The 26,965-nt window shown below is 66.7% G+C and carries 23 protein-coding genes and 1 pseudogene; 14 read left to right on the top strand and 10 right to left on the bottom strand.

The window, feature by feature from the left end:
• Nucleotides 1-5: 5 nt before the first annotated feature.
• Nucleotides 6-551, bottom strand: coding sequence for a YceI family protein (locus tag ARGLB_RS15995; RefSeq protein ID WP_003804464.1), 546 nt, complete (start codon nucleotides 549-551; stop codon nucleotides 6-8).
• Between the two features lie 360 nt (nucleotides 552-911).
• Here ARGLB_RS15995 and ARGLB_RS16000 point away from each other — a divergent pair, with 360 nt between their 5' ends.
• On the top strand, nucleotides 912-1,679 hold the full coding sequence (locus tag ARGLB_RS16000; protein ID WP_003804466.1) for an HNH endonuclease family protein: 768 nt from the start codon (nucleotides 912-914) through the stop codon (nucleotides 1,677-1,679).
• A gap of 54 nt (nucleotides 1,680-1,733) precedes the next feature.
• Here the strand turns inward: ARGLB_RS16000 and ARGLB_RS16005 are convergent, their stop codons facing one another.
• Together ARGLB_RS16005 and fdhA are read right to left on the bottom strand one after the other, a co-directional pair.
• Complete coding sequence (locus tag ARGLB_RS16005) at nucleotides 1,734-2,033, bottom strand: Rv3202a family protein (RefSeq protein ID WP_003804468.1); 300 nt, start codon at nucleotides 2,031-2,033, stop codon at nucleotides 1,734-1,736.
• 128 nt (nucleotides 2,034-2,161) lie between these two features.
• On the bottom strand, nucleotides 2,162-3,373 hold the full coding sequence (gene fdhA, locus ARGLB_RS16010; RefSeq protein ID WP_003804469.1) for a formaldehyde dehydrogenase, glutathione-independent: 1,212 nt from the start codon (nucleotides 3,371-3,373) through the stop codon (nucleotides 2,162-2,164).
• Between the two features lie 323 nt (nucleotides 3,374-3,696).
• Here fdhA and ARGLB_RS16015 point away from each other — a divergent pair, with 323 nt between their 5' ends.
• Both ARGLB_RS16015 and ARGLB_RS24180 read left to right on the top strand, forming a co-directional pair.
• Nucleotides 3,697-3,999: a DUF1540 domain-containing protein gene (locus ARGLB_RS16015; protein WP_003804472.1), complete on the top strand. Its 303-nt coding sequence runs from the start codon at nucleotides 3,697-3,699 to the stop codon at nucleotides 3,997-3,999.
• Nucleotides 4,000-4,130: 131 nt separating this feature from the next.
• A complete protein-coding gene (locus tag ARGLB_RS24180) occupies nucleotides 4,131-7,952 on the top strand; it encodes a TM0106 family RecB-like putative nuclease (protein WP_043419453.1) in 3,822 nt (1,273 codons plus the stop codon).
• Here the strand turns inward: ARGLB_RS24180 and ARGLB_RS16025 are convergent.
• Nucleotides 7,927-8,229, bottom strand: coding sequence for an acylphosphatase (locus tag ARGLB_RS16025; RefSeq protein ID WP_003804475.1), 303 nt, complete (start codon nucleotides 8,227-8,229; stop codon nucleotides 7,927-7,929). The genes ARGLB_RS24180 and ARGLB_RS16025 overlap by 26 nt on opposite strands.
• Nucleotides 8,230-8,333: 104 nt before the next feature.
• Complete coding sequence (locus tag ARGLB_RS16030) at nucleotides 8,334-9,209, bottom strand: pullulanase X25 domain-containing protein (protein ID WP_003804479.1); 876 nt, start codon at nucleotides 9,207-9,209, stop codon at nucleotides 8,334-8,336.
• Nucleotides 9,210-9,445: 236 nt separating this feature from the next.
• Here ARGLB_RS16030 and ARGLB_RS16035 point away from each other — a divergent pair, with 236 nt between their 5' ends.
• Nucleotides 9,446-9,745, top strand: coding sequence for a hypothetical protein (locus ARGLB_RS16035; protein ID WP_003804481.1), 300 nt, complete (start codon nucleotides 9,446-9,448; stop codon nucleotides 9,743-9,745).
• 71 nt (nucleotides 9,746-9,816) lie between these two features.
• Here ARGLB_RS16035 and ARGLB_RS16040 read toward each other — a convergent pair whose 3' ends face one another.
• Nucleotides 9,817-10,116, bottom strand: coding sequence for a DUF2630 family protein (locus ARGLB_RS16040; protein WP_003804483.1), 300 nt, complete (start codon nucleotides 10,114-10,116; stop codon nucleotides 9,817-9,819).
• A 336-nt stretch (nucleotides 10,117-10,452) separates the two neighbouring features.
• Here ARGLB_RS16040 and ARGLB_RS16045 point away from each other — a divergent pair, with 336 nt between their 5' ends.
• The 3 genes from ARGLB_RS16045 (at nucleotide 10,453) to ARGLB_RS16055 (ending at nucleotide 12,970) form a co-directional block, all read left to right on the top strand.
• Complete coding sequence (locus ARGLB_RS16045; RefSeq protein ID WP_003804485.1) at nucleotides 10,453-11,346, top strand: glucose 1-dehydrogenase; 894 nt, start codon at nucleotides 10,453-10,455, stop codon at nucleotides 11,344-11,346.
• 222 nt (nucleotides 11,347-11,568) lie between these two features.
• A complete protein-coding gene (locus ARGLB_RS16050; RefSeq protein ID WP_003804486.1) occupies nucleotides 11,569-12,543 on the top strand; it encodes an aldo/keto reductase in 975 nt (324 codons plus the stop codon).
• A gap of 64 nt (nucleotides 12,544-12,607) precedes the next feature.
• On the top strand, nucleotides 12,608-12,970 hold the full coding sequence (locus tag ARGLB_RS16055; RefSeq protein WP_003804488.1) for a DUF6457 domain-containing protein: 363 nt from the start codon (nucleotides 12,608-12,610) through the stop codon (nucleotides 12,968-12,970).
• A gap of 38 nt (nucleotides 12,971-13,008) precedes the next feature.
• Here the strand turns inward: ARGLB_RS16055 and ARGLB_RS16060 are convergent, their stop codons facing one another.
• Entirely contained in the window at nucleotides 13,009-15,312 is a 2,304-nt protein-coding gene (locus tag ARGLB_RS16060; RefSeq protein ID WP_003804490.1) for an FdhF/YdeP family oxidoreductase, read from the bottom strand.
• A 214-nt stretch (nucleotides 15,313-15,526) separates the two neighbouring features.
• On the opposite strand from ARGLB_RS16060, the gene ARGLB_RS22525 reads away from it, so the two are divergent.
• Complete coding sequence (locus ARGLB_RS22525) at nucleotides 15,527-16,348, top strand: CPBP family intramembrane glutamic endopeptidase (protein ID WP_003804492.1); 822 nt, start codon at nucleotides 15,527-15,529, stop codon at nucleotides 16,346-16,348.
• Nucleotides 16,349-16,469: 121 nt separating this feature from the next.
• Here ARGLB_RS22525 and ARGLB_RS23365 read toward each other — a convergent pair whose 3' ends face one another.
• Nucleotides 16,470-16,907 (bottom strand): hypothetical protein, encoded by a 438-nt coding sequence (locus tag ARGLB_RS23365; protein WP_003804494.1) that lies wholly within the window; start codon nucleotides 16,905-16,907, stop codon nucleotides 16,470-16,472.
• On the opposite strand from ARGLB_RS23365, the gene ARGLB_RS23695 reads away from it, so the two are divergent.
• Nucleotides 16,906-17,082 carry a hypothetical protein gene (locus ARGLB_RS23695; RefSeq protein WP_175305012.1) on the top strand — a complete coding sequence of 59 codons (177 nt, stop codon included), beginning with the start codon at nucleotides 16,906-16,908 and terminating at the stop codon, nucleotides 17,080-17,082. The two genes, ARGLB_RS23365 and ARGLB_RS23695, sit on opposite strands and share 2 nt — an antisense overlap.
• On the opposite strand, the gene ARGLB_RS16080 is transcribed toward ARGLB_RS23695, so the two are convergent.
• Nucleotides 17,079-18,047, bottom strand: coding sequence for an adenosine deaminase (locus tag ARGLB_RS16080; protein ID WP_050934385.1), 969 nt, complete (start codon nucleotides 18,045-18,047; stop codon nucleotides 17,079-17,081). The two genes, ARGLB_RS23695 and ARGLB_RS16080, sit on opposite strands and share 4 nt — an antisense overlap.
• 168 nt (nucleotides 18,048-18,215) lie before the next feature.
• On the opposite strand from ARGLB_RS16080, the gene ARGLB_RS16085 reads away from it, so the two are divergent.
• Nucleotides 18,216-20,879 carry an excinuclease ABC subunit UvrA gene (locus tag ARGLB_RS16085; protein WP_175305013.1) on the top strand — a complete coding sequence of 888 codons (2,664 nt, stop codon included), beginning with the start codon at nucleotides 18,216-18,218 and terminating at the stop codon, nucleotides 20,877-20,879.
• Nucleotides 20,880-21,100: 221 nt separating this feature from the next.
• A pseudogene (locus tag ARGLB_RS24330) lies at nucleotides 21,101-21,782 on the top strand (transglycosylase family protein).
• Between the two features lie 251 nt (nucleotides 21,783-22,033).
• Here ARGLB_RS24330 and ARGLB_RS16095 read toward each other — a convergent pair.
• Nucleotides 22,034-22,561 carry a hypothetical protein gene (locus tag ARGLB_RS16095; RefSeq protein ID WP_139023381.1) on the bottom strand — a complete coding sequence of 176 codons (528 nt, stop codon included), beginning with the start codon at nucleotides 22,559-22,561 and terminating at the stop codon, nucleotides 22,034-22,036.
• 265 nt (nucleotides 22,562-22,826) lie between these two features.
• Between ARGLB_RS16095 and ARGLB_RS16100 the strand changes: the two genes are divergently transcribed.
• From ARGLB_RS16100 to ARGLB_RS16110, 3 genes are all read left to right on the top strand, one after another.
• A complete protein-coding gene (locus ARGLB_RS16100) occupies nucleotides 22,827-23,807 on the top strand; it encodes an MSMEG_6728 family protein (protein ID WP_003804505.1) in 981 nt (326 codons plus the stop codon).
• Between the two features lie 7 nt (nucleotides 23,808-23,814).
• Complete coding sequence (locus ARGLB_RS16105; RefSeq protein WP_003804506.1) at nucleotides 23,815-24,675, top strand: SDR family oxidoreductase; 861 nt, start codon at nucleotides 23,815-23,817, stop codon at nucleotides 24,673-24,675.
• Between the two features lie 134 nt (nucleotides 24,676-24,809).
• Nucleotides 24,810-26,957 carry an HNH endonuclease signature motif containing protein gene (locus ARGLB_RS16110; RefSeq protein ID WP_003804508.1) on the top strand — a complete coding sequence of 716 codons (2,148 nt, stop codon included), beginning with the start codon at nucleotides 24,810-24,812 and terminating at the stop codon, nucleotides 26,955-26,957.
• Nucleotides 26,958-26,965: the final 8 nt, after the last annotated feature.

Consider the following 26,965-nt stretch of genomic DNA (forward strand, 5'->3'; position numbering starts at 1 on the left):
GCTTGCTACTGCTGCTTCACCAGGGCCGCTTCAAGGTTGATCTTCACCTTGTCGCTGACCAGGAGTCCGCCTGCTTCCAGGGCGGCGTTCCAGGTCAGGCCGAACTCCTTGCGGCTGATGTCGGCCTCGGCCGAAAAGCCTGCGCGGGTGGCTCCGAAGGGGTCGACGGCCACGCCGGTGAACTCGACCTCCAGTTCAACCGGCTTGGTGATGCCCTTGATGGTGAGGTCGCCCGTCAGCGTGTAGTCCTCGCCGTCGCCGTCAATGTGCGTGCCCGTGAAAGTCATCTCCGGGTACTTCCCGACGTCGAAGAAATCCTCCCCCTTCACGTGCGCGTCACGGTTGGCGTCGCCGGAATCGAAGCTTGCGGTGCTGACGGTGGCATGCAGCGAAGAATCGGCCAGGGAGTCCCGCACGTGGGCTTCGCCGGTTGCTTCCCGGAACCGCCCGCGGACCTTGCTGATCCCGGCGTGCCGTACGCTGAAGCCGATCTCACTGTGGGACATATCGAGTGTCCAAATACCGGGAGTCAGGCCTGCGGGAAGAGTCATGACGCATCTCCTTTGAAGGAAAAACCTGCTGGTCAGTGCGATTTCAACACTGGTTTAGCCCGGCGGTGAAGTCAAGGACGAGTAGCTTCATCGGGAGCGCATTCGAGCGGCAAGCGGACCCACCGGGAAGAACACATTCCTAGCCAATTTTCAGGAAACTTCTCTAGCCTAGGAACAGGCCCACCGCGTATCCCCCATCCGGGGTGGTCCTGCCGCTAGGAGAAGCCCCGCAAAGCCGTCAGGCAGTGCGGGGCTCTCTGCGTTTCGGGCACGTCTCCCGCGTGGCACCGCCAGCTCCGTCGCGCCGGCCAGTACGATCGACCGTTGAATCGACGACCAGCGCCACGGGAGTAAACCGCCTTGCATCAAGCACCACCCCGCAAAAGAAACTGGTTTGCCGCTGGCGCCCTTGCCGCCGTCATCCTGGCCACCACCGCCTGCGGCGGGGTTATCAGCGCAACCCGGCAGCCGTCGTCGGACGCTGTCCCCGGCGGGTCAACCGGAAACGCACCGGGGTATGCCGTCAAGGCAGCCGACCTCCTCGCCACCCTGCCCGTCAAAGGCCGCGCCCCGAAAACCGGCTACGACCGGGAGAAGTTCGGTCCGGCGTGGTCGGACACGGACCACAACGGCTGCGACACCCGCAACGACATCCTGGCCCGGGACCTCACCAAGACCACGTTCAAGCCCGGAACGAAGAACTGCATCGTCCTGACCGGCACCCTCGCGGATCCGTACACCGCCACCAGTATCGCTTTCACCCGCGGCAGCAAAACCAGCAGCGCAGTCCAGATCGACCACGTCGTTGCCCTCAGCGATGCGTGGCAAAAGGGCGCCCAGCGCCTCAGCAAGGCACAGCGGACCGCGTTCGCCAACGATCCCCTCAACCTGCTCGCCGCTTCCGGTCCCGCCAACCAGCAGAAGTCCGACGGCGACGCCGCCACCTGGCTGCCCGGCAGCCGTGCCTACCGCTGCCCGTACGTCGCGCGGCAGATTTCGGTCAAGGCGAAGTACAAGCTGTGGGTGACGCAGGCCGAACGCACCGCGATGGCCTCGGTCCTGGCCCAGTGCGGCGGCACTGTAGCTGGAGGTACAGCGGCTGGAGGAACGGCGGCTGGAACCAAGTAACTGGAACCGTGTAGCCGGACCCGCCGCCCGGCGACCGGCCAGACGGGCCGCTCCTCAGCCCTGCTCCGGCTCCACCTCCCCGGCGAACGGGTAGTCGTCCTCGTCGCTGCCAGGCGTGCCCGCGGCCTGCTCAATGGCGTCGGCCTCGGCAGCTTCCTCGGCGGAGAGATCCGGCGCCGCCGGCGGGCCGTTGGACCGCAGCGGGGTCCGCTGCTCCAGGGCGTCCGCCTCGGGAACGTCCTCGGGCAGCGGCCGCTGTTCCTCCTCCCCGAATTCCCCGCCCGCCGACTGGCGCTGCTCAAACGCGTCGACTTCCGGGACTTCGAGAGGTGTTTCGTCAGGCTGGCTGTTCATGGATCCTCCTGCGGCTGGGTCGGTTGTTCCACGAGTCTGGCCCTACTCTACGACGACGGCAATGGGGGCCGCGTGCTGCCCAACCCCTATGTGGAAAACTGCACGCGGCCGCGCATTGCTGCCCTACGTCAGCTGAGGTATCCGTTCGGGTTCAGCACGTACTTGGTGGCGGCGCCGGCGTCGAACTCGGCGTAGCCCTTGGGTGCGTCCTCCAGCAGGATCGGCTTCGCGTTGACGTTCTTGGCGATGTGCACGCGGTCGTTGAGGATGGCCATCATCAGCTGCCGGTTGTACTTCATCACCGGGCACTGTCCTGTAGTGAAGCTCAGTGACTTCGCCCAGCCCGTGCCGAGGCTCAGGCTCAGCGATCCCTTCTTGGCGGCCTCGTCGATGCCGCCCGGGTCACCAGTGACATACAGTCCCGGAATGCCCAACGCCCCGCCGGCGGCAGTGATGTCCATCAGCGAGTTCAGCACCGTGGCCGGCGCCTCCTTGGCACCCTCGCCATGCCCTTTCGCCTCAAACCCCACAGCGTCCACGGCGCAGTCCACCTCCGGGACCCCCAGGATCTGCTCGATCTGCTCCGCCGGGCCGCCCTTGGTCAGGTCGACGGTTTCGCACCCGAAGCTGCGGGCCTGAGCCAGGCGATCGCCGTTCATGTCGCCCACAATTACGACGGCGGCACCCAGCAGATGCGCGCTCGTCGCCGCTGCCAGTCCAACCGGACCGGCCCCCGCGATGTATACGGTGGAGCCGACGCCGACCCCTGCCGTCACAGCACCGTGGAAGCCCGTGGGGAAGATGTCCGAGAGCATGGCGAGGTCCAGGATCTTCTCCATGGCCTTGTCCTTGTCCGGGAACTTGAGCAGGTTCCAGTCTGCGTACGGCACCAGGACATAGTTGGCCTGGCCGCCCACCCAGCCGCCCATGTCCACATAGCCATAGGCGCTCCCCGGCCGGTCAGGGTTCACGTTGAGGCAGATGCCGGTCTTGCGCTCCTTGCAGTTCCGGCACCGGCCACACGAAATATTGAACGGCACTGAGCAGATGTCCCCGACCTTGATGAATTCGACGCCGGGCCCCACCTCCACCACTTCACCGGTGATTTCGTGGCCCAGCACCAGGTCCGGTGGAGCTGTGGTCCGGCCGCGGACCATATGCTGGTCCGAACCGCAGATGTTGGTGGCCACAGTTTTTATAATTGCTCCGTGGGGAACCTGGCGCCCCACGTTGGCCGGATTTACGCCCGGCCCGTCCTTGAGTTCAAAAGTGGGGTAGTCGATGTCGATGACTTCCACCTGGCCGGGTCCCTTGTAGGCAACGGCTTTGTTCCCTTCCATCTCTTTCCTCCTGGCGTCACGGACCCTTCCCGGTGAAGGGTCGGCGGTGAATTCCTGAGTGATGTGATGCGCCCTCCAGGGCATTCCCTTGAAAGGCCGGACGGCGCCGTCGGGCCCTAAAGGTGGAGGGTCCTGCCAGTCTAGAACGGTGCCTGCCAAGGGTCCATGGGGCTCCTGCTAAGCCATGCCGGGCGACTACGGGGCAGATCCTGCAATTACGATAATTACGCAACACAATTGGGTCTTTTTGATCCGGCGCATCGGGCCTACGTTGGGAACAGCGAGTCGCCCAGCCAGGGCGTCCGGAACCGTGGAGGAATCCCATGAGCACGCATGTAGCCGATTGCAGCGTTACCAACTGCTCCTTCAACGACCACTCTGAATGCAACGCCGAGGCCATCACAGTTGGCGGCACCACAGACCACGCTTCGTGCGCCACCTTCATTGACACGGGCACTCACGGCGGCCTTCCGAAGGTCCTTGCCGGTGTCGGAGCATGCCAACGGGCCGAATGCGTCCATAACAACCATCTGATGTGCAGCGCACCGGAAGTCCACGTCGGCCCCGGTCCGGACAACGCCGACTGCCTTACCTACTCCCACAACGGCAAGCAGCCGGTCACCTAACCGGCAGGCACGTAGGGTCCCCCATTGGCGCAGTCCCCGGCCGGTGGGGCTTGATTGTCACAGCCTCTTGCTAGATTCGAATCAGCGCACCGGGAACCGTCCCGGAGCGAGGCTGCCAATGGGGAGGCCCCATGTTCCTGCTCGACCCAACCACGCCGGGAGCCCCGGCTGATCTGGTCTTTTCAGCCAGCGACCTCGTGGCCGCCAGCGAATGCGAGTACCGCACGCTCCGGATCCTGGACGAGAAGCTGGGCCGCTCCCCTAAAGCCGACTTCCCTGCCGATGAGATGCAGGCACGGGCGGGCAAGCTCGGCGACCTCCACGAGCACAAGGTGCTCGCTTCACTCGTCGACCGCCATGGCACGTGGGATGCCTCGCGCGGAAACGGCGTCTACTGCATAGAACGTGGAACTCCGGACCGGGCCAGCCTGACGGACAAGGCGCGCGAAACCGCCGCTGTGCTCCGCGCCGGGGCCGACGTCGTCTTCCAGGCCACCTTCTTCGACGGCGAGTTCCTCGGCTACGCGGACTTCCTCGTGCGTGAGGAGCCTGCCTTGCCTGATGGAGTGCCTGATGGAGTGCATGAAGCGCAGCGGTACGCGGTCTGGGACACCAAGCTGGCGCGTCACGCCAAGGTAGGGGCCCTGCTGCAGCTCGCCGCCTACGGCGACCAGCTGATCGGCCTCGGACTGGAACCGGCCCCGCGCGTCACCCTGATGCTGGGAAACATGGAGCGCAGCTCGCACTCACTGGACGATCTGCTGCCGGTGTACCGCGAGCGCCGGGCGCGCTTCCGCGAGCTCACTGCTAGGCATCGTCGCGGGGAGACCGCCGTGGCGTGGCAGCAGCCGGGTGTCAGCTACTGCGGCAGGTGCGACTACTGCGCCGAGCAGGTGGCCAGGCACCGGGACCTGTTGATGGTGGCCGGCATGACGTCCGTCCAGCGGAAGAAGCTCGTCGCGGATGGCATCACCACCATCGACGCCCTCGCCGAACTGCCGCCGAACCTGGCCACAGGTTCGCGGCGGCGCCTGCGTGACCAGGCCAGGATGCAGACCGGGCTGGAGGCGGCCGACGGCTCACGCACCTTCGTGAAGGAGGGCCAGCCGCACACCGTCACGTACAGGGTGCTGGCGGACAACGCGCTGGCCGGCATCCCTGCCCCGAGTGACGGCGACATCTTCTTCGACTTCGAGGGCGACCCGCTCTGGCAGGATCCCGCTGGCCAGTGGGGCCTGGAGTACCTCTTCGGCGTGATTGAGGCCGCGCGGCCCACCGACCCGCCAGGCCAGGAACCGGTCTTCCGTCCGTTCTGGGCTCACTCCCGGGCGGACGAACGGCAGGCGTTCCTGGACTTCCTCGCCTACGTGGAGGAGCGCCGCGCGCAGTATCCGGACATGCACGTCTACCACTACGCGCCCTACGAAAAAACGGCCCTGCGCAACCTCTCGCTGAACCACGTTGCCGGCGAGGATGTGGTGGACTCGTGGCTGCGTGACGGGCTCCTCGTGGACCTCTACGCCACGGTCCGGCATTCACTCCGGATTTCCGAAGCCTCGTACTCCATCAAGAAGCTCGAGCCCCTGTATATGGGGGACAACCTGCGCTCCGGGGACGTCAAAGACGCCGGAGCCTCGGTGGTGGCCTACGCCGCTTACTGTGCGGCGCGCGACGCCGGCCCTGACACGCAGGCGGAGGCGGCCGCCATTCTGGCCTCCATTTCCGACTACAACCAGTACGACTGCCTGTCCACGCTGCGCCTGCGGGACTGGCTGCTGCAGCTGCGTGGCGGTGCGCCTGCCGCTCCTGGCGAGGCGGGCGCGGCGGACGCCGCGGGAATGCCCGGGGTGGACGCAGTCCCGGGGATGCCCGGTGCGGATGCAGCTCCGGACGCGGGACCTTCGCCGGAGGAAGCAAGCCTGCGCGCCTTCCTGGACGCCATTCCGGAGCACCGCGAGCTGGGGCCGGACGAGCAGGCCGTGGCCATGGTCGCGGCGGCCACCGGCTATCACCGGCGGGAGCGCAAGCAGTTCTGGTGGGAGCACTTCGACCGCCTCGAATCCGAGGTCGACAGGTGGCGGGACCAGCGCAACGTCTTTATCGTGGAAGCGGCCGAGGTGGTCTCGGACTGGGCGCCGCCCACCTCCCGGGCCCGGACTGAGTCCCGCACCTTGCAGCTCACCGGGATCATGAGCGAGGGCTCGGAATTCAAGCCGGGCTCCACCTGGTTCCGGATGTTCGAGGACCCCCTGCCCGACGGTCTGGGGGAGGTCGACGGCGGGCGGACGCCGAGGCGTGCGGGGACCGGCCAATCTGCGGGTGCGGGCACAGCGGCCGGGGGCAGCGTGGCAAGCACGGACCCGGGCACGGTTGGGGCCGGCTCGTCGGCAGGCGCGGAGTCAGCACGCCATGAAGCCGCCATGCCGCCCTCCCGTGACGGCATCTTCGGCACGCTCGTGGTGGCCGTCGAAGACCATCCTGATCAGCCCGGCCGGACCGTCATCACCATCACGGAGAAGTCCACGGGCAAGGTGCCGCCGTACTTTCAGCTACCCATGGCGCTGACGGACGACCGCCCCATTCCCACCGTCAGCATCGAGGCAGCCCTGACAGAGCTCGCGCAGCTTGTCGGCTCCACGCTGCCGGAACTCCCCAAGCATCCCGGAGTGGACATCCTGCGGCGCACAGCACCCAGGCTGGCCGGCATCCCGAATCTGCCTGCCGTCGGCAATGATGAATCGGGGCACGCCGACTACGTCTCAGCCATTACCCAGGCGCTGAAGCACCTGGACCGGTCCTACCTCGCGGTGCAGGGACCTCCGGGGACCGGCAAGACGTTCGTCGGCTCCCACGTTATTGCCCGGCTCGTGGAAGCCGGCTGGAAGGTTGGTGTGGTCGCCCAGTCCCACGCCGTCGTCGAGAACATGCTCTGCACGGCCATTACGAAGGCCGGGGTGGATCCTGCAGCCGTGGCCAAAAGGCTGGCGCAACCGCACGACGTTCCGTGGACCTGCATCGCCGACGAGGACATCGCGAGGCTCTTGAACGCCGACGGCGGCTGCCTGGTTGGCGGAACCGCCTGGACCATGACGGGCAAATGCGTCCCGGCAGGGTCGCTGGATCTGCTGGTCATTGACGAGGCCGGCCAATATTCGCTGGCCAACACCCTGGCTGTGGCCCGGTCCGCGAAGCGGCTTCTGCTGCTCGGCGACCCGCAACAGCTTCCGCAGGTCACCCAGGGCTCCCATCCGGAGCCGGTCGATGAATCGGCACTCGGCTGGCTGTCGGCCGGGCATGCCACGTTGCCTGCAGAGCTGGGCTACTTCCTCGCCGATTCCTGGCGGATGCATCCCGAGCTGTGCCGCAAGGTGTCAGTGCTCAGTTACGACGGCCGGCTGGAGTCCGCACCGGCGGCATCCCTGCGCCATCTCGACGGGGTGCCGCCGGGCGTCGAAACCGTCCTGGTGCCGCATGCCGGCCACACCACGAGTTCGGCGGAAGAGGCAGCCGCGATCGTCGGACTGGCACGCGAACATATCGGACTCAAGTGGACGCCGGGCAAGGACGAGCCGATCCGGCGGCTGGAAGCCAGGGACATCCTGGTGGTGGCTGCCTACAACGCCCAGGTCCAGACCATCCGGCATGCCTTGGATCAGGATGGCCTGCCGGGCGTGCGGGTGGGCACCGTGGACAAGTTCCAAGGGCAGGAAGCTCCCGTGGTGCTCGTGTCCATGGCATGCTCGGCCATTGCCGAGGCACCCCGGGGAGCCGAATTCCTGCTCAACCGCAACCGGATCAACGTGGCTGTGTCGCGGGGCCAGTGGCGGGCCGTGATCGTCCGCTCCCCCGAGCTCACGAACTACATGCCCTCGCGCCCCTTCGCACTTGAGGAGCTCGGGGCCTTCCTGGGCCTCAGCCCGGGTGAGCTCAGCCGACGACCTGAAAGCTCCTGAATCCGCCCTCAGCCGGGGAAACTTTCTCATCGACGTGGGCCACCCTGCCCGGCGCCTGGGATGAACCAAGCCAACGCCTGAATTCGACGATGTCGGGCTGCGGGCCCTCCGCGACGACGGCGACCGAACCGTCGTCGTCGTTCCGGACCGAACCGGTCAGCCCCAGCTCGTCGGCCTTTCGCGCGGTCCAGTAGCGGAAGCCGACACCCTGGACCATTCCCGTGACGCGTGCGGTGAGGCGGACGCTGTCCGGGTCTGCTGCCTTCGAGTCAGTCATGGAACCAATGTAGCGCCGGCGGCTTGGGTCTAGACAGGCTCGACCAACGCACAGCGAAGCCCCGCTGCAGCGTGGTGCTGCAGCGGGGCTTCGGCCGGATGGGGTCAGTTGACGGTGATGTCCCGGGTCCGGTGGTCGTAGCGGATCGTGAGCTGTCCGCCGGAGTGGTGCAGTTCGTGGTTGGCTCCATCGAACGCGCCGAACGCGCCATAGTTCTCATCCCAGGAACGGTTGAGGGCGATCTTAAAGGTGTAGTAGCCAGCCGGGACTTCAGCCGAAAGCTTCCACAGCTGGTCCAGCTCGTCCAGCTTCATCTGCGCTTCGTCGTACTGCGGTGCCCAGTTCTCCGGGGCTCCCAGCAGGGTGTTGAAGTCGCCGGCCACAGCTACGGCGGCGGGCTGGTCGATGGCTTCCGCGGAGCTTTCGACGGCGGGAGCCTGCGCTTCAGCGTCGGCCTCTGCCTTCTTCAGGACAGCCTTGGCCACGGGAGCGACTGCATCCTCGATCAGCTTGGCGGCCTTGTCGACAACCTTCGCTGCCTTGGACGGAGCCTTCTCTGCCTTGGCTGCGGCGGCCTTCGCGGGCGCTTTCTTGGCTGCCGGCTTGGCAGGTGCAGCCACCGGAAGGGGCGTGTCGGCAGGGACCGGGGTACCGGCGTCGAGCGCTGCCGAGAAGCTGGCTGCGTCCGGGAAAGCAACCGTAGCGCGCTGCCCGTCCTCGGTGATGGTCCAGCCGGAGCGTCCCTTGACCAGCCAGCCGGCCTTGACCAGCTTGGCCGTGGCGGTGGTCAGCGATTTGTGGCCGCGGGGGATCCCGCCGCTGAGGAGTTCAGCTTCGTAGGCGTTCAGCGGAACCCGGACGAGGGCTTCAGCCAGCACGGCGCCGGCGTTCTGCGACTCACCGGACAACACCCCCTCTGCCAGAACGTCCAGCACGGCCTTAAGGCGGATGTTGGTGTTTTCGGCGGCAGTCTTGCGCATGGTTCCCCTTACAGAGCGATTGTTCCCCCAGTAGTTTGCCAAGTACTGGGCAAATCTGGCGACTTTGTTCGGTAAACATTGTGTGTCGTGACCGACTATGACGGGGATTACACCGAAACCGAGCCGGAAATCTCGGTTTCTGGAGATTTGCGGGGACTAGCTTACCCCTCGAAATTTTCTGGCGGCGGAAATAGAAAGTAGGCTTACGATACAGAGTGAGGCACTAGTCGGAAGGGATGAATTCAGTGAGTGAACACAGCAGCAAGGCAGACGGCTTTATCGTTCCGGACCCCTCGAAGCTCCGGGACGACGTTCCCGGCGATGCGGGTGATGACGCCAACGCCATCCGCTTCAGCGAGGAGCAGGCGCTCATCGAGGAACAGTCACACGGCATCCGCCCGCAGCGCTACAGCGTCCCGTCCGGCGGCCCCACCATGGAGGAAGCCCGCGGCAACATGGACCTGTCCGACGACACCGGCGACGCGGCCTCCTCAGACAGCAGCGACGACGGACTGCACAGCGGCCAGGAACAGTAAGCACTGACCGCGGATCAGCGACACGGAAGGGCGGCTGCCGGCGGCGGCCGCCCTTCCGCATTACCGGCGACTTACTGCACGTAGCCTTCCACCTCATTGACGGGCCGGGCATCCGCCTCGTTGGGATCTTCGCCGGCCTTCGCCTTCGCGCGCCGCTGTCGCAGCAAATCCCAGCACTGGTCCAGCGCCTCCTCTACCTGCCGCAGCCGCGCGCGGCGTTCACCCCGATCCTCCTCGTCCCCATCCTCCCCATCCCCGTCGGAACCGTCCCCGCCGGAGCCGCCGGCCGGGCCCGACGCCGCCCGCTCACGGAGCTGGTGTTCTTCGTCAACCAGCGCCTGAATGCGCTGCAGAATGTCCTGGTCGTCCATCGCCTTCACTCCTTAGTTACCGCGTGCTGGTCACCGCATGCTGGTCACCGCGTGCTGGTCACCGCATGCCGGATTCACTCATGAGGACCGCCACCGGCGCGTCGCTCGCCCGTGCTGGGACTGCCAGCCTAATGAGGTGCCGCAGCCCGCGGAAGAGACTGCCGGATGCCCTTCGCAGCGGGAGCCTGCGCCTCGCATTCCGAACTGCGGCACCACTGGCGGCGCCGCCGTCGTCTCGTTAGGGTAGACGGTAAGCATGCTTAGCATTATCCCGATGCCAGCACCGCCCGGAGCACGATGATCCTGTCCGCGTTCAACACCATCTGGAGGAGAACCATGACCGACCAGTACACGTTCAAGAATCCTGTCACCGCCTACGAGCACATCGAGCCGCCCAAGCAGCACCAGCCCGAGCCCGGCCTGGACGCCAAACTTGAACCCAAGGCCGACCTGGGCGAGGACACCTACCGCGGCACCGGACGCCTCGACGGCCGGAAGGCAATCGTCACTGGCGCGGACTCAGGCATCGGCGCAGCGACGGCGATCGCGTTCGCCCGGGAAGGGGCCGACGTCGTACTTTCCTACCTGCCGGAGGAGGAGGAAGACGCGGCAAAGATCGCGAACCTGATTGAGAAGGCCGGCCGCAAAGCCGTGAAGGTGCCCGGAGACCTCAAGGACGCCGCAATCTGCCAGAAGCTGGTGGACACCGCACTGCAGGAACTGGGCGGACTGGACCTCCTCGTGAACAACGCCGGAAAGCAGGTGGCGCAGGAGGACATCGGCGACATCACGGACGAGCAGTTCGACCACACGCAGAAGACCAACGTGTACGCCATGTTCTGGCTCACCAGGGCCGCGGTTCCACACCTTCCCGCTGGCTCCACAATCATCAACACCACGTCGATCCAGGCCTACAACCCGTCGCCGACACTCCTGGACTACGCCACCACGAAGGCGAGCATCAACAACTTCACCAAGGGACTTGCCCAGCAACTGGCACCGAAGGGCATCCGCGTGAACGCCGTGGCTCCCGGGCCGATCTGGACGCCCCTGCAGGTCAGCAGCGGCCAGCCCAAGGAAGCGCTGCCCGAGTTCGGCAAGGACACTCCCCTGGGCCGCGCCGGACAGCCCGCCGAACTCGCCCCGGCCTACGTGTTCCTGGCCTCGGCGGAATCGAGCTTCGTGGTCGGAGAGACCCTGAACGTCAACGGCGGCAGCCCCACGCCATAGCTGTCGCCCCGCTCTGCGTCAGGTTGCAGCAAATATCCGCACCACTTCAGGTAGCAGCACCGCCGCCAGCCACCGGGAAAACCGCACCAGCATGCGGAAGACCCGGGGCCGGCGGCATTTCGGCGCCACGAAAGTGGAGCAAGATTGCCGCGAATCGACTTATAGTGGCGACTAGACCGCACCTCCCTGAGCCACTCCCGCAACCTACCTGAGGAGAGCCCCATGGAATCCCGCACACTTGGTCCACTTTCCGTCTCCAGCCTGGGCCTCGGCTGCATGGGCATGAGCGAGTTCTACGGAAGCGGCGATGACAGCGAGTCCATCGCCACCATCCACGCCTTCCTGGACGCCGGCGGAACCCTGCTGGACACCGCAGACATGTACGGCCCGTTCACGAACGAGTTGCTGGTGGGCAGGGCCATCGCGGGCCGGCGCTCCGACGTGGTCCTGGCCACGAAATTCGGCAATGAGCGGCGGGAGGACGGTTCCTGGGTGGGCATCAACGGCCGCCCCGACTACGTCCGCGCCGCCTGCGACGCCAGCCTGCAGCGGCTCGGGGTGGACCACATCGACCTCTACTACCAGCACCGGGTGGACAAGACCATTCCGATCGAGGACACCGTCGGGGCGATGGCGGAGCTCGTCGAGGCCGGCAAAGTCCGTCATCTCGGGCTGTCCGAAGCCAGCGCTGACACAATCCGCCGGGCGCATGCCGTCCATCCAATCACCGCGCTGCAGACCGAGTATTCACTCTGGGAGCGGGAGCCGGAGACGAAGGTCTTCCCCGTGCTGGCCGAACTGGGAATCGGTTTCGTGCCCTACAGCCCCCTGGGCCGGGGCTTCCTCACCGGCCAGCTGCGCAGCCCCGACGACTTTGCGGCGGATGACTTCCGGCGGCACTCCCCCCGTTTCCAGGGCGAAAATTTCACCCGGAACCTGCAGCTCGTGGACCGGGTCAAGGAACTCGCAGATGAGAAGCAGTGCACTCCGGCGCAGCTCGCTCTGGCCTGGCTGCTCGCGCAGGGCGATCACATCGTCCCCATTCCCGGCACCAAAAAGCGCGAACGCCTGGCCGAGAACCTGGGCGCGGCCGCCGTCGAGCTTTCAGCCGGGGACCTTGCCCGCCTTGATGAGCTTGCCCCGGCGGGCGCTGCCGCGGGAGCGCGCTACCCGCACATGGCCTCGATAGATACTTAGAACCCGGCGCATCCGCCGGGATCACCGCACCAATGAGTTAGAGACGAGCAGGAAAGGTAATCCAATGACAGGCAACACCGAAGGCGACGGCGGCACCGCCTCCGCCGGAGCGACCGGCACCGGCGACACTGACCAGGACCTCGCAGACTGGAGCCATCGACTCATCCAGGCGCTGCAGATCCTGGATCTGAAGGTGGACCAGCAGCTGGTCGCTCGCCTGGCCGACGAGTCTTCCCGCGCGGTGAACGGACGTGCCGCTCCTGTCACCGCGATGCTGGTCGGCTACGCCGCCGGACTCCGGGCACACGGCAGCAGCGCGTCGCCGCAGGAGGCGGTGCAATCGGCGGCCGACGTCGCCCTGCGGCTGTGTGAGCACGGCACCGAGGGCGGCCCGGACAGCGAAGGCTGGTCACGCACCGCCCAGTAAGGGCGATGCGTGACGGGGCGGTCAGGAAGCTTCGGGAGCTAAACAGGCTCGGCGGTGGGCTCCAACCGCACGAGCACAGCTTTGGACGCCGGCGTGTTGCTTCCCTCCGCGACGCTGTCCAGGGGCACCAGCACGTTGGCCTCCGGGTAGTAGGTGGCCGCGCAGCCGCTGGCCGTGGGATACGAAACGACGCGCAGCTTCCGCATCACCCGCTCCACGTTATCCTCGTATACGCCGTGGATATCCACGAACTGGCCGTCGCTGAGGCCAAGTTCGGCGATGTCCTCGGGGCTCACGAACACCACGTCGCGGCCCTTCTTGATGCCGCGGTAGCGGTCGTTGTGCCCGTAGATGGTGGTGTTGAACTGGTCGTGCGAGCGGACGGACTGCAGGATCAGCGTGCCGGCTGGCCGCTCGATGCTCTCCAAGTGATTGACCGTCAGTATGGCCTTGCCCGTGGGAGTGGGGAAGGTCCGCGAATCGCGCGGGCCGTTGGGCAGGACGAAGCCGCCTTCCTGCCGGATCTTGTCGTTGTAGTTCTCGCAGCCGGCCACCACGTGGGAAATGTGCTCGCGGATGAGGTCGTAGTTCTTCTCAAACCCTGCCCAGTCCGCGCTGGACTTCCCCGCCACCGTCTCCCGCGCGATCCGGCAGACGATCGCAACCTCCGACAGCAGGTTCGGCGCAACGGGCTGCACCCGCCCTGCCGAGGGATGAACGGCGCAAACGGTGTCCTCCACGGAAACGAACTGCGGACCGGACTCCTGGAGGTCGATTTCCGTGCGCCCCATGGTGGGCAGGATGAGGGCTTCCCTCCCCGTCACCGTGTGCGAGCGGTTCAGCTTCGTGGAGATTTGGACGGTGATGTCGGTGTTCTCCATTGCCGCTTCGGCGGCGTGCGTGTCCGAAATGGCGGCCACCAGGTTTCCGCCCAAGGCCACGAAAACCTTGATCCCGCCGTCGCGCATTCTTCGGATGGTTTCCACGGCATCAGCGCCGTGCTCGCGCGGCGGGTCGAAGCTGAACTCCTTGCCGAGCGCGTCGAGGAAGGCGGGCGGCATCTGCTCCCAGATGCCCATGGTCCGGTCCCCCTGCACATTGCTGTGCCCGCGGATCGGCGAGGCGCCGGCCCCCGGCTTGCCGATGTTTCCACGCAGCAGGAGAAGGTTGATGATCTCCTTGATGGTGGCCACACCCTTCTTGTGCTGGGTGATTCCCATGGCCCAGGTGATGATGACCCGGTCGGCTTTCAGATACCGGGCGGCCAGCTCATCGATCTCGTCGCTGCGGAGTCCCGTGGCGGCCAGGACGGTCTCGTCGTCAAGACCCTCTAGATGTGCTTTGAGGTCGTCCAGCCCCTCACAGTGCTCCTCGAGGAATTGATGGTCCAGCACGGTCCCCGGGTTCTTCGCCTCGGCGTCGAGGACCCGCTTCGAAATGGCCTGCAGCAGCGCCATGTCGCCGCCCACGCGGATCTGCAGAAACTGGTCCGCGAGGTCGGTGCCGTGGCCGATGATGCCTTTGACCTTTTGCGGGTTCTTGTACCGCAGCAGCCCGGCTTCCGGCAGCGGGTTGACGGCCACAATCTCCGCGCCCGCCTCCTTGGCCTCCTCGAGGGCCGTGAGCATGCGCGGATGGTTGGTGCCCGGGTTCTGCCCCATGATGATGATGAGCTGCGCCTTGGCGAAGTCGTCGTAGGTGATGGTGGCCTTGCCGATGCCGATGGTCTGGCCCATAGCCCAGCCCGACGATTCGTGGCACATGTTGGAGCAGTCCGGCAGGTTGTTGGTGCCGAAGGCCCGCACGAACAGCTGGTAGATGAAGGCGGCCTCGTTCGACGTCCGGCCGCTCGTGTAGAAGGCGGCCTCGTCCGGGCTGGCCAGTCCGTTGAGCTTTCGGCCCAGAATCCCGAATGCCTCGTCCCAGCTCACGGGACGGTAACGGTCTTCGCCTGCCGGCTTGTACACCGGCTCCGTCAGGCGGCCCTGCATCCCGAGCCAGTACTCAGTCCGCTGGCGCAGCTCACTGACAGTGTGCTCCGCCCAGAAGTCCGACTCGATCACCACAGGTGTGGCTTCCCAGGTGACAGCCTTGGCCCCGTTTTCGCAGAACTCAAAAGTCTTCCGGTGGTCCGGGTCCGGCCAGGCGCAGCTCATGCAGTCGAAACCGTGCTTCTGGTTCAGGGCCAGCAGCGTCTTCTCTGTCCTGCCCAGGCCCATGTGCTTGATGGCCGGCTGCATCGAGTGCAGGACGCCCGGGATGCCGGCGGCCCACTCCTTCGGCTTGCCTACCTCGAGGTCCTTCTCGTCCGCCTCTTCAACGTCTGGGTTCTTGCGCGGCATGCTGCACACTCCTTGACTCGGCATGGTCCAAGTACTGCTGTCCGCGGCTCCGTCGCCGCCGTTTGCCTCCCTCACAGGACTAGCAGTTATGGAAGGCGCCTGCAAGCATTCGGCCAGCTGCCGGGCCGGACGGTCCTGCCTGGGTCCTGCCTGCTGGCGCGTCGAAGCAAACGGGGCGGACAATTGGAGCACCTGCAGACCGTTTGGAGCCGCAATGGGCCGTTCAATGGGCTGGCTAAAGCACCACAGGCTTCTGGCTTTCTTTATCGTCGCCTACGCAATTTCCTGGGCCTCCTGGCCGTTCTTCGCGGCCGGGCTGTTGCCGCGAATGGAATTCCTGCCGGTTGGTCCGCTTGCCGCGGCAGTCGTCGTCATGGCCCTGACCGAAGGACGTCCCGGGTTCCGTGCCTGGGGACGGCGGTTGATCCGGTGGCGCGTCGGGTGGATCTGGTACGCCGTTGCACTCCTTCTCCCCGCAGCACTCGTCCTGGTTACCGGCTTGGTCACCATGGCACTCGGCGCCGCCGCCCCGGGCCTGGAACGGCTGACGTGGAGCGGCCTGCTGACCGTGTTCGCGGTCAGGCTGGTGAATCCGCTGGACGGACCACTGGGCGAAGAGCCCGGTTTCCGCGGCTACGCCCTGCCCCTGCTCCAGGCATCGCGTCCGCCGCTGCTGTCCGCGGCGATCCTCGGTGTGCTTGTAGCGCTGTGGCACCTGCCGCTGATCCTCTTCGGTGGGCTAAGCCCGATCGGTCTGCCGACGACGTTCGCTATCACGTTCCTCTACGTGTGGCTTTTCAACCGCACCGGCGGCAGCGTCCTCTTGACGCTTCTGTTCCACAACAGCCAGGGCACCTTCACCGTTGGTTCCTTCGGCTTCAGCACCGCCGCCGCTGGCCGCGCCGAGCTGATTTACTTCCTGGTGGTGGTCCTGGCAGTTCTTGCAACCGTGGTGCTGGACCGCCAGGCGTGGCGCAAGGCACCCCGCTCGGCCACCGCCGTCGGGCGTTTCCCGCTTGCCATGCGTCCCAAGTGAACGACGGCGGGTGATTGGCGCCGGATGATCGGCGCTGGGTGATCGGTACCGTGCGAACGGCGCCGGCGCTCCCATTCAGGAACCGGTAACCCATACCCCAGGAGGAAAAATGTCCTCACCGTTAGCTAGATCCGCCGGTCCCATCGCGCTGGTGTCCGGCCTTGTCTTTGCCGCAGCGGACGTGGCGCGCCTGCTCGCTGCCGACCTGAGCCTGGACCGGATCGAGATGATGCGGCAGGCGCCCTTCCAGATCACGAACGCCCTGTACTGGGTGGTCTTCATCGGCCTCACCCTCGCCCTGGCATCCGTCTACTTCAGGCTCGGTGGCAGGGCAGGCGGACTGGGCGCCGTCGGCTTCTGCTTCGCGCTGGTGGGCACCCTGGACATGGCCGGCAACATGTGGTTCGACGGTTTCGCCGCCCCCTGGATCGCAGACGTCGCCCCTGGCGCGATCCTCGCCGGAGGGTCCGGAATGCTGGCGGTCGGAGGGCTCTCCAGCTACGTGCTTTTTGGCTCTGGGCTGGATGGTCTTCGGCATCACCGGCTGGCGCTCAGGCATGTTCCCTTGGTGGCTGGGTGTGGCCTTCGTCGTCGCCGGCTTCCTCGGTTACAACGCCGGACTGCCGCCCTACGGGATCCCCGTCGGGCTGGTCATGGCGGCGCTGGGCTGGTGGATCATCCGGACGGGCGCGCCGGCGGTCACCAAGCCGCTGACCACCCCTCCCGATTCCTAGCCCGACAGTTCGGCCAGCAGCTCCTGCTTCCGTTCCTCGCTGGCGAAGGACGACCTGATCGAGTTGGCGGCCAGCCTGACCCGGTCGAATTCGGACAGGCCCAGAACCGACTCGAGCTGGGCAAAGTTGCTGTCCACGTAGCCGCCAAAGTACGCCGGGTCGTCCGAGTTCACGCTGACGTTGAGCCCGGCGGCCAGCATCGCCGGCAGCGGATGGGCGGCCAGCATGTCCACGGCGCGGAGCCGGACGTTCGACAGCGGACAGACCGTCAGCGGCACCCTGTCATTGACCAGCCGTTCCACGAGCTCGGGATCCTCCATGCACCGGATTCCGTGGTCGATCCGCTCCACGGCCAGGACATCCAGCGCCTCCACAATGTACGACGGCGGGCCTTCCTCCCCCGCGTGCGCAATCTTCCGCAGGCCTGCTTCGCCGGCCCGGGCAAACAGCCGGGTGAATTTCGACGGCGGGTTGCCCACCTCTGCGGAATCCAGACCGATGCCGGCGATCGGCGCGTTCATCGCAAGAAGCCCCTCCAGGACCTCGAGCGCCGAGTCCTCGGAGAGGTCGCGCAGGAAGGCGGCAATCAGCAGCGTCGAAACGCCGAACTCCTCCTCAGACGTGGCGAGCACCGACGCCACGCCGTTGACGCACGTCTCCAGGGAAACCCCGCGCGAGAGGTGCGCCTGCGGATCCATCATGATTTCCGCGTGCCGCACCCCGGCCGCCGCAGCCCGCGCCAGGTAAGCCCGGGTCATGTCCGCGAAGTCCTGCTCCGTCCGCAGCACAGCCATGTTGGCGTAGTACAGATCGAGGAAGGACTGCAGGTCGGTGAACTCGTAACGGCTCCGCAGCTCGTCCAGGTTCGCGTACGGCAGCTCGATCCCGTTCCGTTCAGCGAGCGCAAAAATCAGTTCCGGTTCCAGCGTTCCCTCGATGTGAAGGTGGAGCTCGGCCAAAGGCATCGGCGACGCGGCCGCCACCAGCTCCTCTTCACCAGAAATCGCAGTTTGATCTGAAGGCCCAGTTTGACCTGAAGGAGCAGTGGGATCGATCGGTTCGGCGGCGGCGTCGTAAGTGTTCACCCCGACAGAATAGTCCCCGGACCGGCTATGACCGCTAGAGTCGAACAGATGCGGACTGAAGAGTATGCTGCCCCCTTGGCCGATCTGGACTGGAGCCTGGAAGCCGGCCCCGGAGCCGCCCACTCCATCGGTGCCCACCATTCCGCGGACGGCTTCGTCCGCGTGCGCGGTGCCCGCGAGAACAATCTTCGCAACGTGGACGTGGCTGTGCCGCGCGACGCGATCGTTGCGTTTACCGGCGTCTCGGGATCGGGCAAGTCCTCGCTGGCATTCGGCACGATCTACGCTGAAGCCCAGCGCCGGTACTTCGAGTCCGTGGCGCCGTACGCCCGGCGCCTCATCCAGCAGGGCCACAATCCCAAGGTGGAAATGATTACCGGGCTGCCTCCCGCCGTCGCGCTTCAACAGCGCCGCGGGACACCGAGCAGCCGTTCCACGGTGGGGACGGTGACCACGCTGTCCAACTCGATCCGCATGCTGTTCTCGCGCGCCGGCAGCTACCCTGCCGGTGCCGGCACCCTGGACTCGGACGCCTTCTCTCCCAACACGGCCGCCGGGGCCTGCCCCGAGTGCCACGGCCTCGGCGTTGCGCACACCGTGAGCGAAGCCTCCCTGGTCCCGGACCCGTCCCTGAGCATCCGGGACGGGGCCATCGCCGCCTGGCCGACGGCGTGGCAGGGCAAGAACCTGCGCGACATCCTCACCCACCTGGGCTATGACGTCGACACCCCCTGGCAAGAGCTGCCCAGGAAGGACCGCGACTGGATCCTTTTCACCGAAGAGCAACCGGTCGTGGAAATCACCCCTCAGCGCGACCGCGTAGCAAAGCCGTACAAGGGCAAGTTCTGGAGCGCCAAGAGCCACGTGCTGCACACGCTCGCGGACTCCAAGAGCACCACGATGCGCGAACGGGTGCTCCGCTTCATGGAAACCGGCCCCTGCCGGCGGTGCAGCGGCAGCGGCCTCACGCCGGAGGCCCTGGCCGTGACCTTCGCCGGAAAGACCATCGCCGAACTCAACGCAGTGCCGATGGCCGAACTGGCGGACATCATCCGCCCGACGACCGAGCTGAAGGACGCCGGAACCGCCTCCCGCAAGCTGTCCTCCGGCGAAAGCAACGAGGTGGCCGTGGCCATCACGCGCGACCTCCTGCAGCGGATCACCGTCCTGCTGGATCTGGGGCTCGGCTACCTCGCCCTCGGCCGGTCGACACCCACCCTCTCCCCCGGCGAAATGCAGCGCCTCCGGATCGCCACCCAGCTCCGCTCGGGTCTGTTCGGCGTCGTGTACGTGCTGGACGAGCCGTCGGCCGGGCTGCACCCCGCCGACGCCGAGCCCCTGCTCGCTGTGCTGGAGCAGCTCAAGGCGTCGGGCAACTCCGTGTTCGTGGTGGAACACAACATGGACATCGTTCGCCGCGCCGACTGGCTCGTGGACGTGGGGCCGAGGGCTGGAGAGGGCGGCGGTGAAGTACTGTACAGCGGGCCGGTTGCCGGTCTCGCCGCGGTGGAGGCCTCCGTCACGCGTCCGTTCCTCGTGCCGGATGGCCCCAGCGGCGGCGCGCCGGGCACCGACTTGCCCGGCACCCGTGCCACCGGCGCCGGCGAGCCCGGCAGCAGCGAGCCAACCGGCCGCCGTCGGGAACCTGGTGCTTGGCTGGATCTGAACGACATCACGCGGCACAACCTCCGCAGCCTCGACGCGTCCTTCCCGCTGCAGGTCCTGACCGCCGTTACCGGAGTCTCCGGCTCGGGCAAGTCGACGCTGGTCAGCCACGTTCTCGCCGAGGTGGTGGGATCGGAACTGCACGGCGACGCGGGCGCGGGCGGCCCGGATTCTGCCGGCGAGGACCAGCCCCTAGACGCCGTCGAAGCGGGCACCCCGCTGAGTGTGGGAACGGTGACAGGCCTGCACCACGTGGACCGGCTGGTGACGGTGGACCAAAAACCGATCGGCCGCACGCCCCGGTCCAACCTGGCCACCTACACCGGACTGTTCGACGCCGTGCGCAAGGAGTTCGCTGCCACGGACGAAGCCCGGTCCCGCGGATACGGCGCCGGACGCTTCTCCTTCAACGTGGCCGGCGGGCGCTGCGAGACCTGCCAGGGCGAGGGATTCGTCGCCGTCGAACTGCTGTTCCTGCCCGGCAGCTACGGCCCCTGCCCGGAATGCGGCGGTTCCCGCTACAACCCGGAAACCCTCGAGGTCACCTACCGCGGCAAGAACGTGGCCGACGTCCTGGGAATGACCGTGGACGCCGCCGCTGAATTCCTGCAGGACGTTCCCTCAGCCGCGCGCAGCCTGCAGACGCTGCGGGAAGTCGGGCTGGGCTACCTGCGGCTCGGACAGCCCGCCACCGAACTCTCCGGCGGTGAGGCCCAGCGCATCAAACTCGCCACCGAACTGCAGCGGGCCCGCCGCGGCCACACCCTGTACCTGCTGGACGAGCCCACCACCGGGCTGCATCCGGCCGACGTCCGGCTCCTCATGGCCCAGCTGCACCGCCTCGTCGACGCGGGAAACACGGTGGTCGTGGTGGAGCACGAAATGGACGTGGTGGCAGAAGCGGACTGGGTGATCGACCTCGGACCGGCCGGCGGGGACGCCGGCGGAAAGATCATTGCCTCCGGAACGCCCGCCGCAGTCGCCGGTTCACCCGACTGTCGGACAGCGCAGTACCTGGCTTCCGCGCTCGGCCGGAGTGCCCCATAACCACTTGACTGTCAATAAAGATCTCGATTTGATAACGGCGCGCAACACCTCTAGGGTGGGACACATGCCCGCGCACGCGGGCCCATGAATGCCCGGTACCGCCACCACCAGTTACTGCCCGGCCGGCGGATACCGAATTGACCTCTAGTTCGTCAGGGGCGGGCAGTAGCGCGACAACGTCCGGGGACGGACCGAGCGCGGGTGGCCTCAGGAGCATCCCAATGAAGAAGTCCACTCTTAGTACTGCCGCGCGCCGTGGAGTCACCCTGGCCGCCGTTTCCGCCGCAACTCTGGCGCTTTCGGCCACTGCCGCCAACGCTGCAACGCCCACCGCCACGAGCGGCTCCACTTGGGATGCCCTCGCCCAGTGCGAGAGCGGCGGCAACTGGTCCACCAACACCGGCAACGGTTTCTCGGGCGGCCTGCAGTTCACCCCGCAGACCTGGGCCGCTTTCGGCGGAACCGGCTCACCCCAGAACGCTTCCCGCGCCCAGCAGATCGCCGTGGCCGAAAAGGTCCAGGCCAGCCAGGGTTGGGGCGCATGGCCCGCCTGCTCCGCCAAGCTGGGCCTGAACGGTGGCGGTGGCGCTCCTGCACCGCAGATCCTGCCGCAGAGCGCACCTGTTCAGGCAGCACCGGTCCAGGCCGCACCCGTCCAGACCGCTCCCGTTGCCCAGGCCCCCCGTGGCCGAAGTAGCCCAGGCTCCCGTCCAGGCCCGTCACGCCGCCGCCATCGCGGTGAGCGGCGAGACCTACACCGTCCAGGATGGCGACACCCTGAGCAAGATCGCCGACAAGCTTGGCATCCACGGCGGCTGGCAGCACCTCGCCGACGCCAACGCTGACACCATCAGCAACCCGAACCTGGTGTTCGTGGGCCAGGTTCTGCAGCTCCCTGCCTAATCTGCTTGGTCAGGCCGCTTAGCGGCGCTGCCTTAAAGCACGACGCCGGGCGGTCCCTTTTGAGGGGCCGCCCGGCGTTGTCGTGTCCCGGCCGTTGTGTCCGGCTTCGTTGTGTCCGGCTTCGTTGTGTCCGGCTTCGCTGCGTCTGTCTTTCTTTAGAGATAACGACGCCGGGCGCCCCCAGAGTGGGGACGCCCGGCGTCGTTATTTATTCACTACAGCGTGACGGCTGGAAGCGTCAGTGTTTGGCCTTAGGCCGCGGCGGGAAGTTCCCGGACGATGCGCACCTTCCAAGCGGCGTCGTCGCTGGTGTCCAGAAGGGCAACGGTGCCGGACGCGAGGTGCAGGGCAACCCGCTTAGCGTGCAGCAGCTCGAGGTAGAGGTGCTCGTTGACGCGGGCCGGGCTGTCGACGACGAACTTCACGGCGTCGCGCACCTTACGGTAGTTGTCGCTGCGTTCGCGGTGCAGGTGCAGCTCGAGTTCGTGGCGCTGCTTGACGCGCGGCTCGTGCTTGTTCAGCCAGTTCACGGCGGCGTGGACACCGATCACCAGTGCCAGGGACACGGCGTAGATCCACCAGCCGGTGGACATCAGGAAGAGCGGCAGGTTGGCGACCGCCACCACTGCGATGAAAACGCGCAAAGCCACAAGGCGGCGCAGGGTAAGCGCAACGGATGCAAGCGCGGTGCGGAAACGGTGCTGGTCCTTGCGCGCAGCCGCCGGGTCCAGAGTAAACTCGTCGAGAACGAGGATCCCGTTCGCGTCGGCGCCCAGCATTTGGCCGTACTTCGGAACGAACAGCTGGGGCTCCTGTGGCGCATGTGAAGTCGTCTCCGCGGGGGCGGAGGACAAGGGTGCGGGAGAGGTAAGAGTCATGAGTTGGCTTCCAGACGCTGGTGAGGTTTCGGATATCTTAGTGGATTAATCAACCTTCCGTATGCATGGGTCCACTATGTGAACACCGGACCGTCCATTTTGGCCGCTGGCTGTGCCGTCCGGCACTTCAATTGGCACAGGGCGCCAGGGACGGCAGACTGAAGGGATGCAAACCTTCCTTCCCTATCCCGATTTCCGGCAAAGCGCGGCCGCGCTGGACACCCCCCGGCTCGGCAAGCAGCGCGTAGAAGCGCTGCAGACACTCCGTGCGCTGGTCATCCCGGAATACGGGTGGCAGTCACACCCCGCTATCCGCATGTGGATGGGGCACGTGCCTGCGCTCACCATGTACGGCCTGGCCATGGTGGACGAATGGACTAAGCGCGGCTTCGACGACACCACCCGGGACAACATCCGAGAGTTCGCACCCCAGGCCGCGCACCCAGACTATGCAGCCAAGATCCTGCTTCCGCCGTGGCTCGGAGACCCCGACTTCCACCTGAGCCACCGCTCCAACCTGATCCGCAAGGACCCGCACTTCTACGAACAGGTGTTCCCCGGCACCGAGCACGGGCTGGAGTACGTCTGGCCGGAGCCCAAGCACGAGTTCCTGCCGGAGGATCCAGAGGGTGACGTGCTGTGGATTCTCCGCGAGCACGTCGGCCAGGGCGACCCCGAGAAGCTGGTCAAGGTCGGGCTTCCCGCCGTGGGGCGGGCGGCGCAGGGTTCCGCCGTTGCTTCGGGCGGCGGGGCTGCTGGGTCTGGGGCCGGGGCTGGTTCGGGCGCCGGCGGGGATTCCGCGGACTCCGGGGACGACTACCAGTTCGTCTACGCTGAGGAAACATCGCGCCGCCCCGCCAAGGTCGCCCGGAAGGCCGCCCCCAAGCCGCTGGTCAAGAAGCCGTCCCGGAAACGGCAGCGCCAGGAGGCAGCCTTCTCAACACTTCCGGGCAAGTCCCCGGTGGCCGTGCCGTTCGACGGCGGCAGCAGGTTCGCCGTCGGAATGGTCGTGGGCCGTCCCATCACGCTCGACGACGGGCGCTTCGGCCGCAACTTCCAGCTCACGGACATCATCGACCGGTCGGAATTCGACTACCCGGCGCTGCTGCAGGACCCCCGCGTCTTCTTCCCCGTACCGGCGCTCTGAACCGCAGATGACTATCCTTCTGGCCGGTTGCGGCGATCTGGGCACCGAGGCGGGTTTGCGGTTCGCCGCAGCGGGACACCGGGTGGTGGGATGGCGCCGCTCGCCGGACAAGCTGCCGGCTGCGATTGAGGGCGCCGCGGCGAACCTAAGCACCGCAGAACTGCCGCCTGTCCCGGCGGACACCACCGCCGTCGTCATAGCGGTGGCAGCGGACGCGTCCACCGAAGAGGCCTACCGAAGCGCGTACCTGGACGGCGTGGCGCATGTGCTCGACGCTCTTGATCGAGACCGCGTTACCCCCGAACGCGTCCTTTTCGTCTCCTCCACGGCCGTGTACGGCGACGCCGGCGGCGGATGGGTCGATGAGAACACGACGCCGGAACCCGGCGGATTCTCGGGCCGCATCATGCGTGAGGCTGAGGAGCACCTGCTCAAGCGGCTCCATGGAACCGGAACCACACCTGTCGTGCTCAGGCTTGGCGGAATTTACGGGCCGGGCCGCACGCGCCTCATCGACCAGGTTCGAACTGGCGCCGCCGTCATTCCTGACCAGCCCCGTTACACCAACCGCATCCACCGCGACGACGCCGCGGGTGCCATCGTGCATTTGTGCACCATGAACGCTGTGCCGTCGCCGGCCTATCTGGGGGTGGACAACGATCCAGCCGAGTTGGGCGACGTTCTGCGCTTCCTGGCGGCCGAATTGGGGTTGGACGTACCGCCGACGGATTCTCTGGGCAGCGCGCGGGGTGGCAACAAGCGGTGCAGCAACGCGCTGCTTCGGGATACAGGGTTTTCATTCAAGTACCCATCCTTTCGCGAGGGGTACCGCGACATTCTGGCCGGCGTCGGAGTTCGCCACCCATGAGTACACGCGTCGCCCAGGTGGAGATGCCGGTCAAATGACCGGGCCAAAAAAAATTTTCAAAAGTTTTTCACGTTTAGTTCGCAGTGACGCTCCTCACCCCTAAAAATGTCAGACCCCGCTGAGAGAGTTTCTCTATGGAAGCTATTGGGGAGCACGGAGCGCATAGCTCGGCGGGGACTGACGTCTCCGGTCTGGGTTCCGCGGCCCTGCTGCCTGGCCGCCGGCTGCGCAGCGTCCCTGCAGCTCCCCTTTCTGACGCACCGGCCAAGGACGTGTCCGACGGCGGTGCTGCCGCCGGCTTTGCAGCTGGCTCCGGCCCTGCCACTCCACACCTCGGCACGGACGGCCCGGAGTCAGCTGCCCTGTTGACCGCTGAACTGGCGCTGGCAACGACTGATCTGAACGCGGCCCTGGCGCTGCTGGAGTCCGCCACCAGCTCGGCGCCGGAGGAGCTCGCCGCGGCCAACTTCCTTCAGACGGCCGATTTCGCGGAACTGACCGAGAAGCTCTCCCGCCGCGTCGAACACCTGCAAGTACTCGCCGCCGCGGCGGTGGACCGGACACGGACCGAGGCGATCAACGCCGCCGCGACCGCCAGCCGCGCCGCAGGCTGGACCACAGGCTGGTGCACCGAACCCGGGCCTGTCCCGGATCCTGGCGCTCAGCCCTCCGATCCGGCCGACACGGCTGGAGCCTCTGGCTCCTCCTTAGCCGCTGCCGCCGCCCCTGCTCCAACCCCGGCGGCCTCTGCCTCTGCGGTGGCCTGGTCCCCGGCCGATGACGGAGCCCGAAACACCGCCGAGTTCCTCCGCACCCGGCTCCGGATCAGCACCCCCGAAGCACGCCGCCGCCTCGCCCTCGCCAACGCCACCCTCCCCCGCACCGGACTCGCCGGCCGGCCCATGCCACCCGAACGCGAAGAAACCGCAGCAGCCCTCACCACCGGAATCATCTCCTCCCGCGCCGGAACCACCATCACCACCGCCCTGGACAAAGTCCGCCACATCCCCGACCCCGCCCTGATCACCGAAATGGAACACAACCTCACCCAAACCGCGATCGAAAACGACCACGACTTCCTCACCCGCATCGCCCACCGCTGGATCGACGCCCTCGACCAGGACGGCACCGAACCCTCCGAAGAAAACCTCCGCCACCGCCAAGGCGTCTTCCTCCACCACAAACGCGGCGGCCTCCACCACCTCGAAATCCGCGCCACCACCGACCAATACGAAGTCCTCACCACCGTCATGAACACCGCCACCAACCCCCGCACCACCACCCCCAACACCACCACCTGCCGGAATACCGACAACGGCACCAGCGGTGACGGCGGTACCGGCAGCGCCGACGGTATCAGCGCCGCCGCTGCCGACCCCGACGCGGCCTTCAACGCCCCCACCCCGGAACCGGACCTGGACCGCCGCACCCTCGCCCAGCAACGCCTCGACGGCCTCGTCGGCGCGTCCAAGGCAGCCCTCGCCGCCGGCACCCTGCCCACCACAGGAGGACTCCGCCCCCAAGTCATGGTCACCATCGGCTACCGGGACCTCCTCAACAGCATCCAAACCACCGCCAACCGCGGCCCCCGCTACGCCTCCAAAAGACATGACAGACCCAGCAGCATGCGGCCCGCCAGCCCGGAGACATCACAGACCACCGACCCCTGGCTCCCGCCACGCACCTGGCAGACCACCGAACCGGACACCAGCACAGAAGCCGCGCAAACAAGCGAACCCGACGCCCCGACAGGCCACCAGCCCATCACCAACGCCGCCAGCATCACCCCGCCCGGCACCGACTGGTCCGGCACCGACCTCTTCGCCACACCCCTCCCCGGCGGACCGAGCGGCGCGGCCACCGGCAGCGGAACGTTCAACTACACCGGCCCCGTCACCGCCTCCACCATTCGCAAAATCGCCTGCGACGCCGACATCATCCCCGTCCTCCTCGGCAGCCAAGGACGCATCCTCGACATCGGCCGCACCACCCGGATCTTCCCGCCCCACATCCGCAAAGCCCTCAACGCCCGAGACCAGGGCTGCGCCTTCCCCAACTGCACCATCCCCGCATCCTGGTGCGAAGCCCACCACATCACCTACTGGTCCCGCCGCGGACCCACCAGCACCGACAACGGCGTCCTCCTCTGCACCCATCACCACCACTTAATTCACAAGGAACAGTGGAAAATCCACGTCAAAAACGGGGTCCCGTGGTTTATCCCGCCGCCCCACATCGACCCCCGCCAACAACCCCGACAAAACCACCACCACAAAACATGACTCTGCGG

It is taken from the genome of Arthrobacter globiformis NBRC 12137 (genome assembly GCF_000238915.1).
In the GTDB taxonomy this organism is placed as follows: Bacteria; Actinomycetota; Actinomycetes; order Actinomycetales; family Micrococcaceae; genus Arthrobacter; species Arthrobacter globiformis.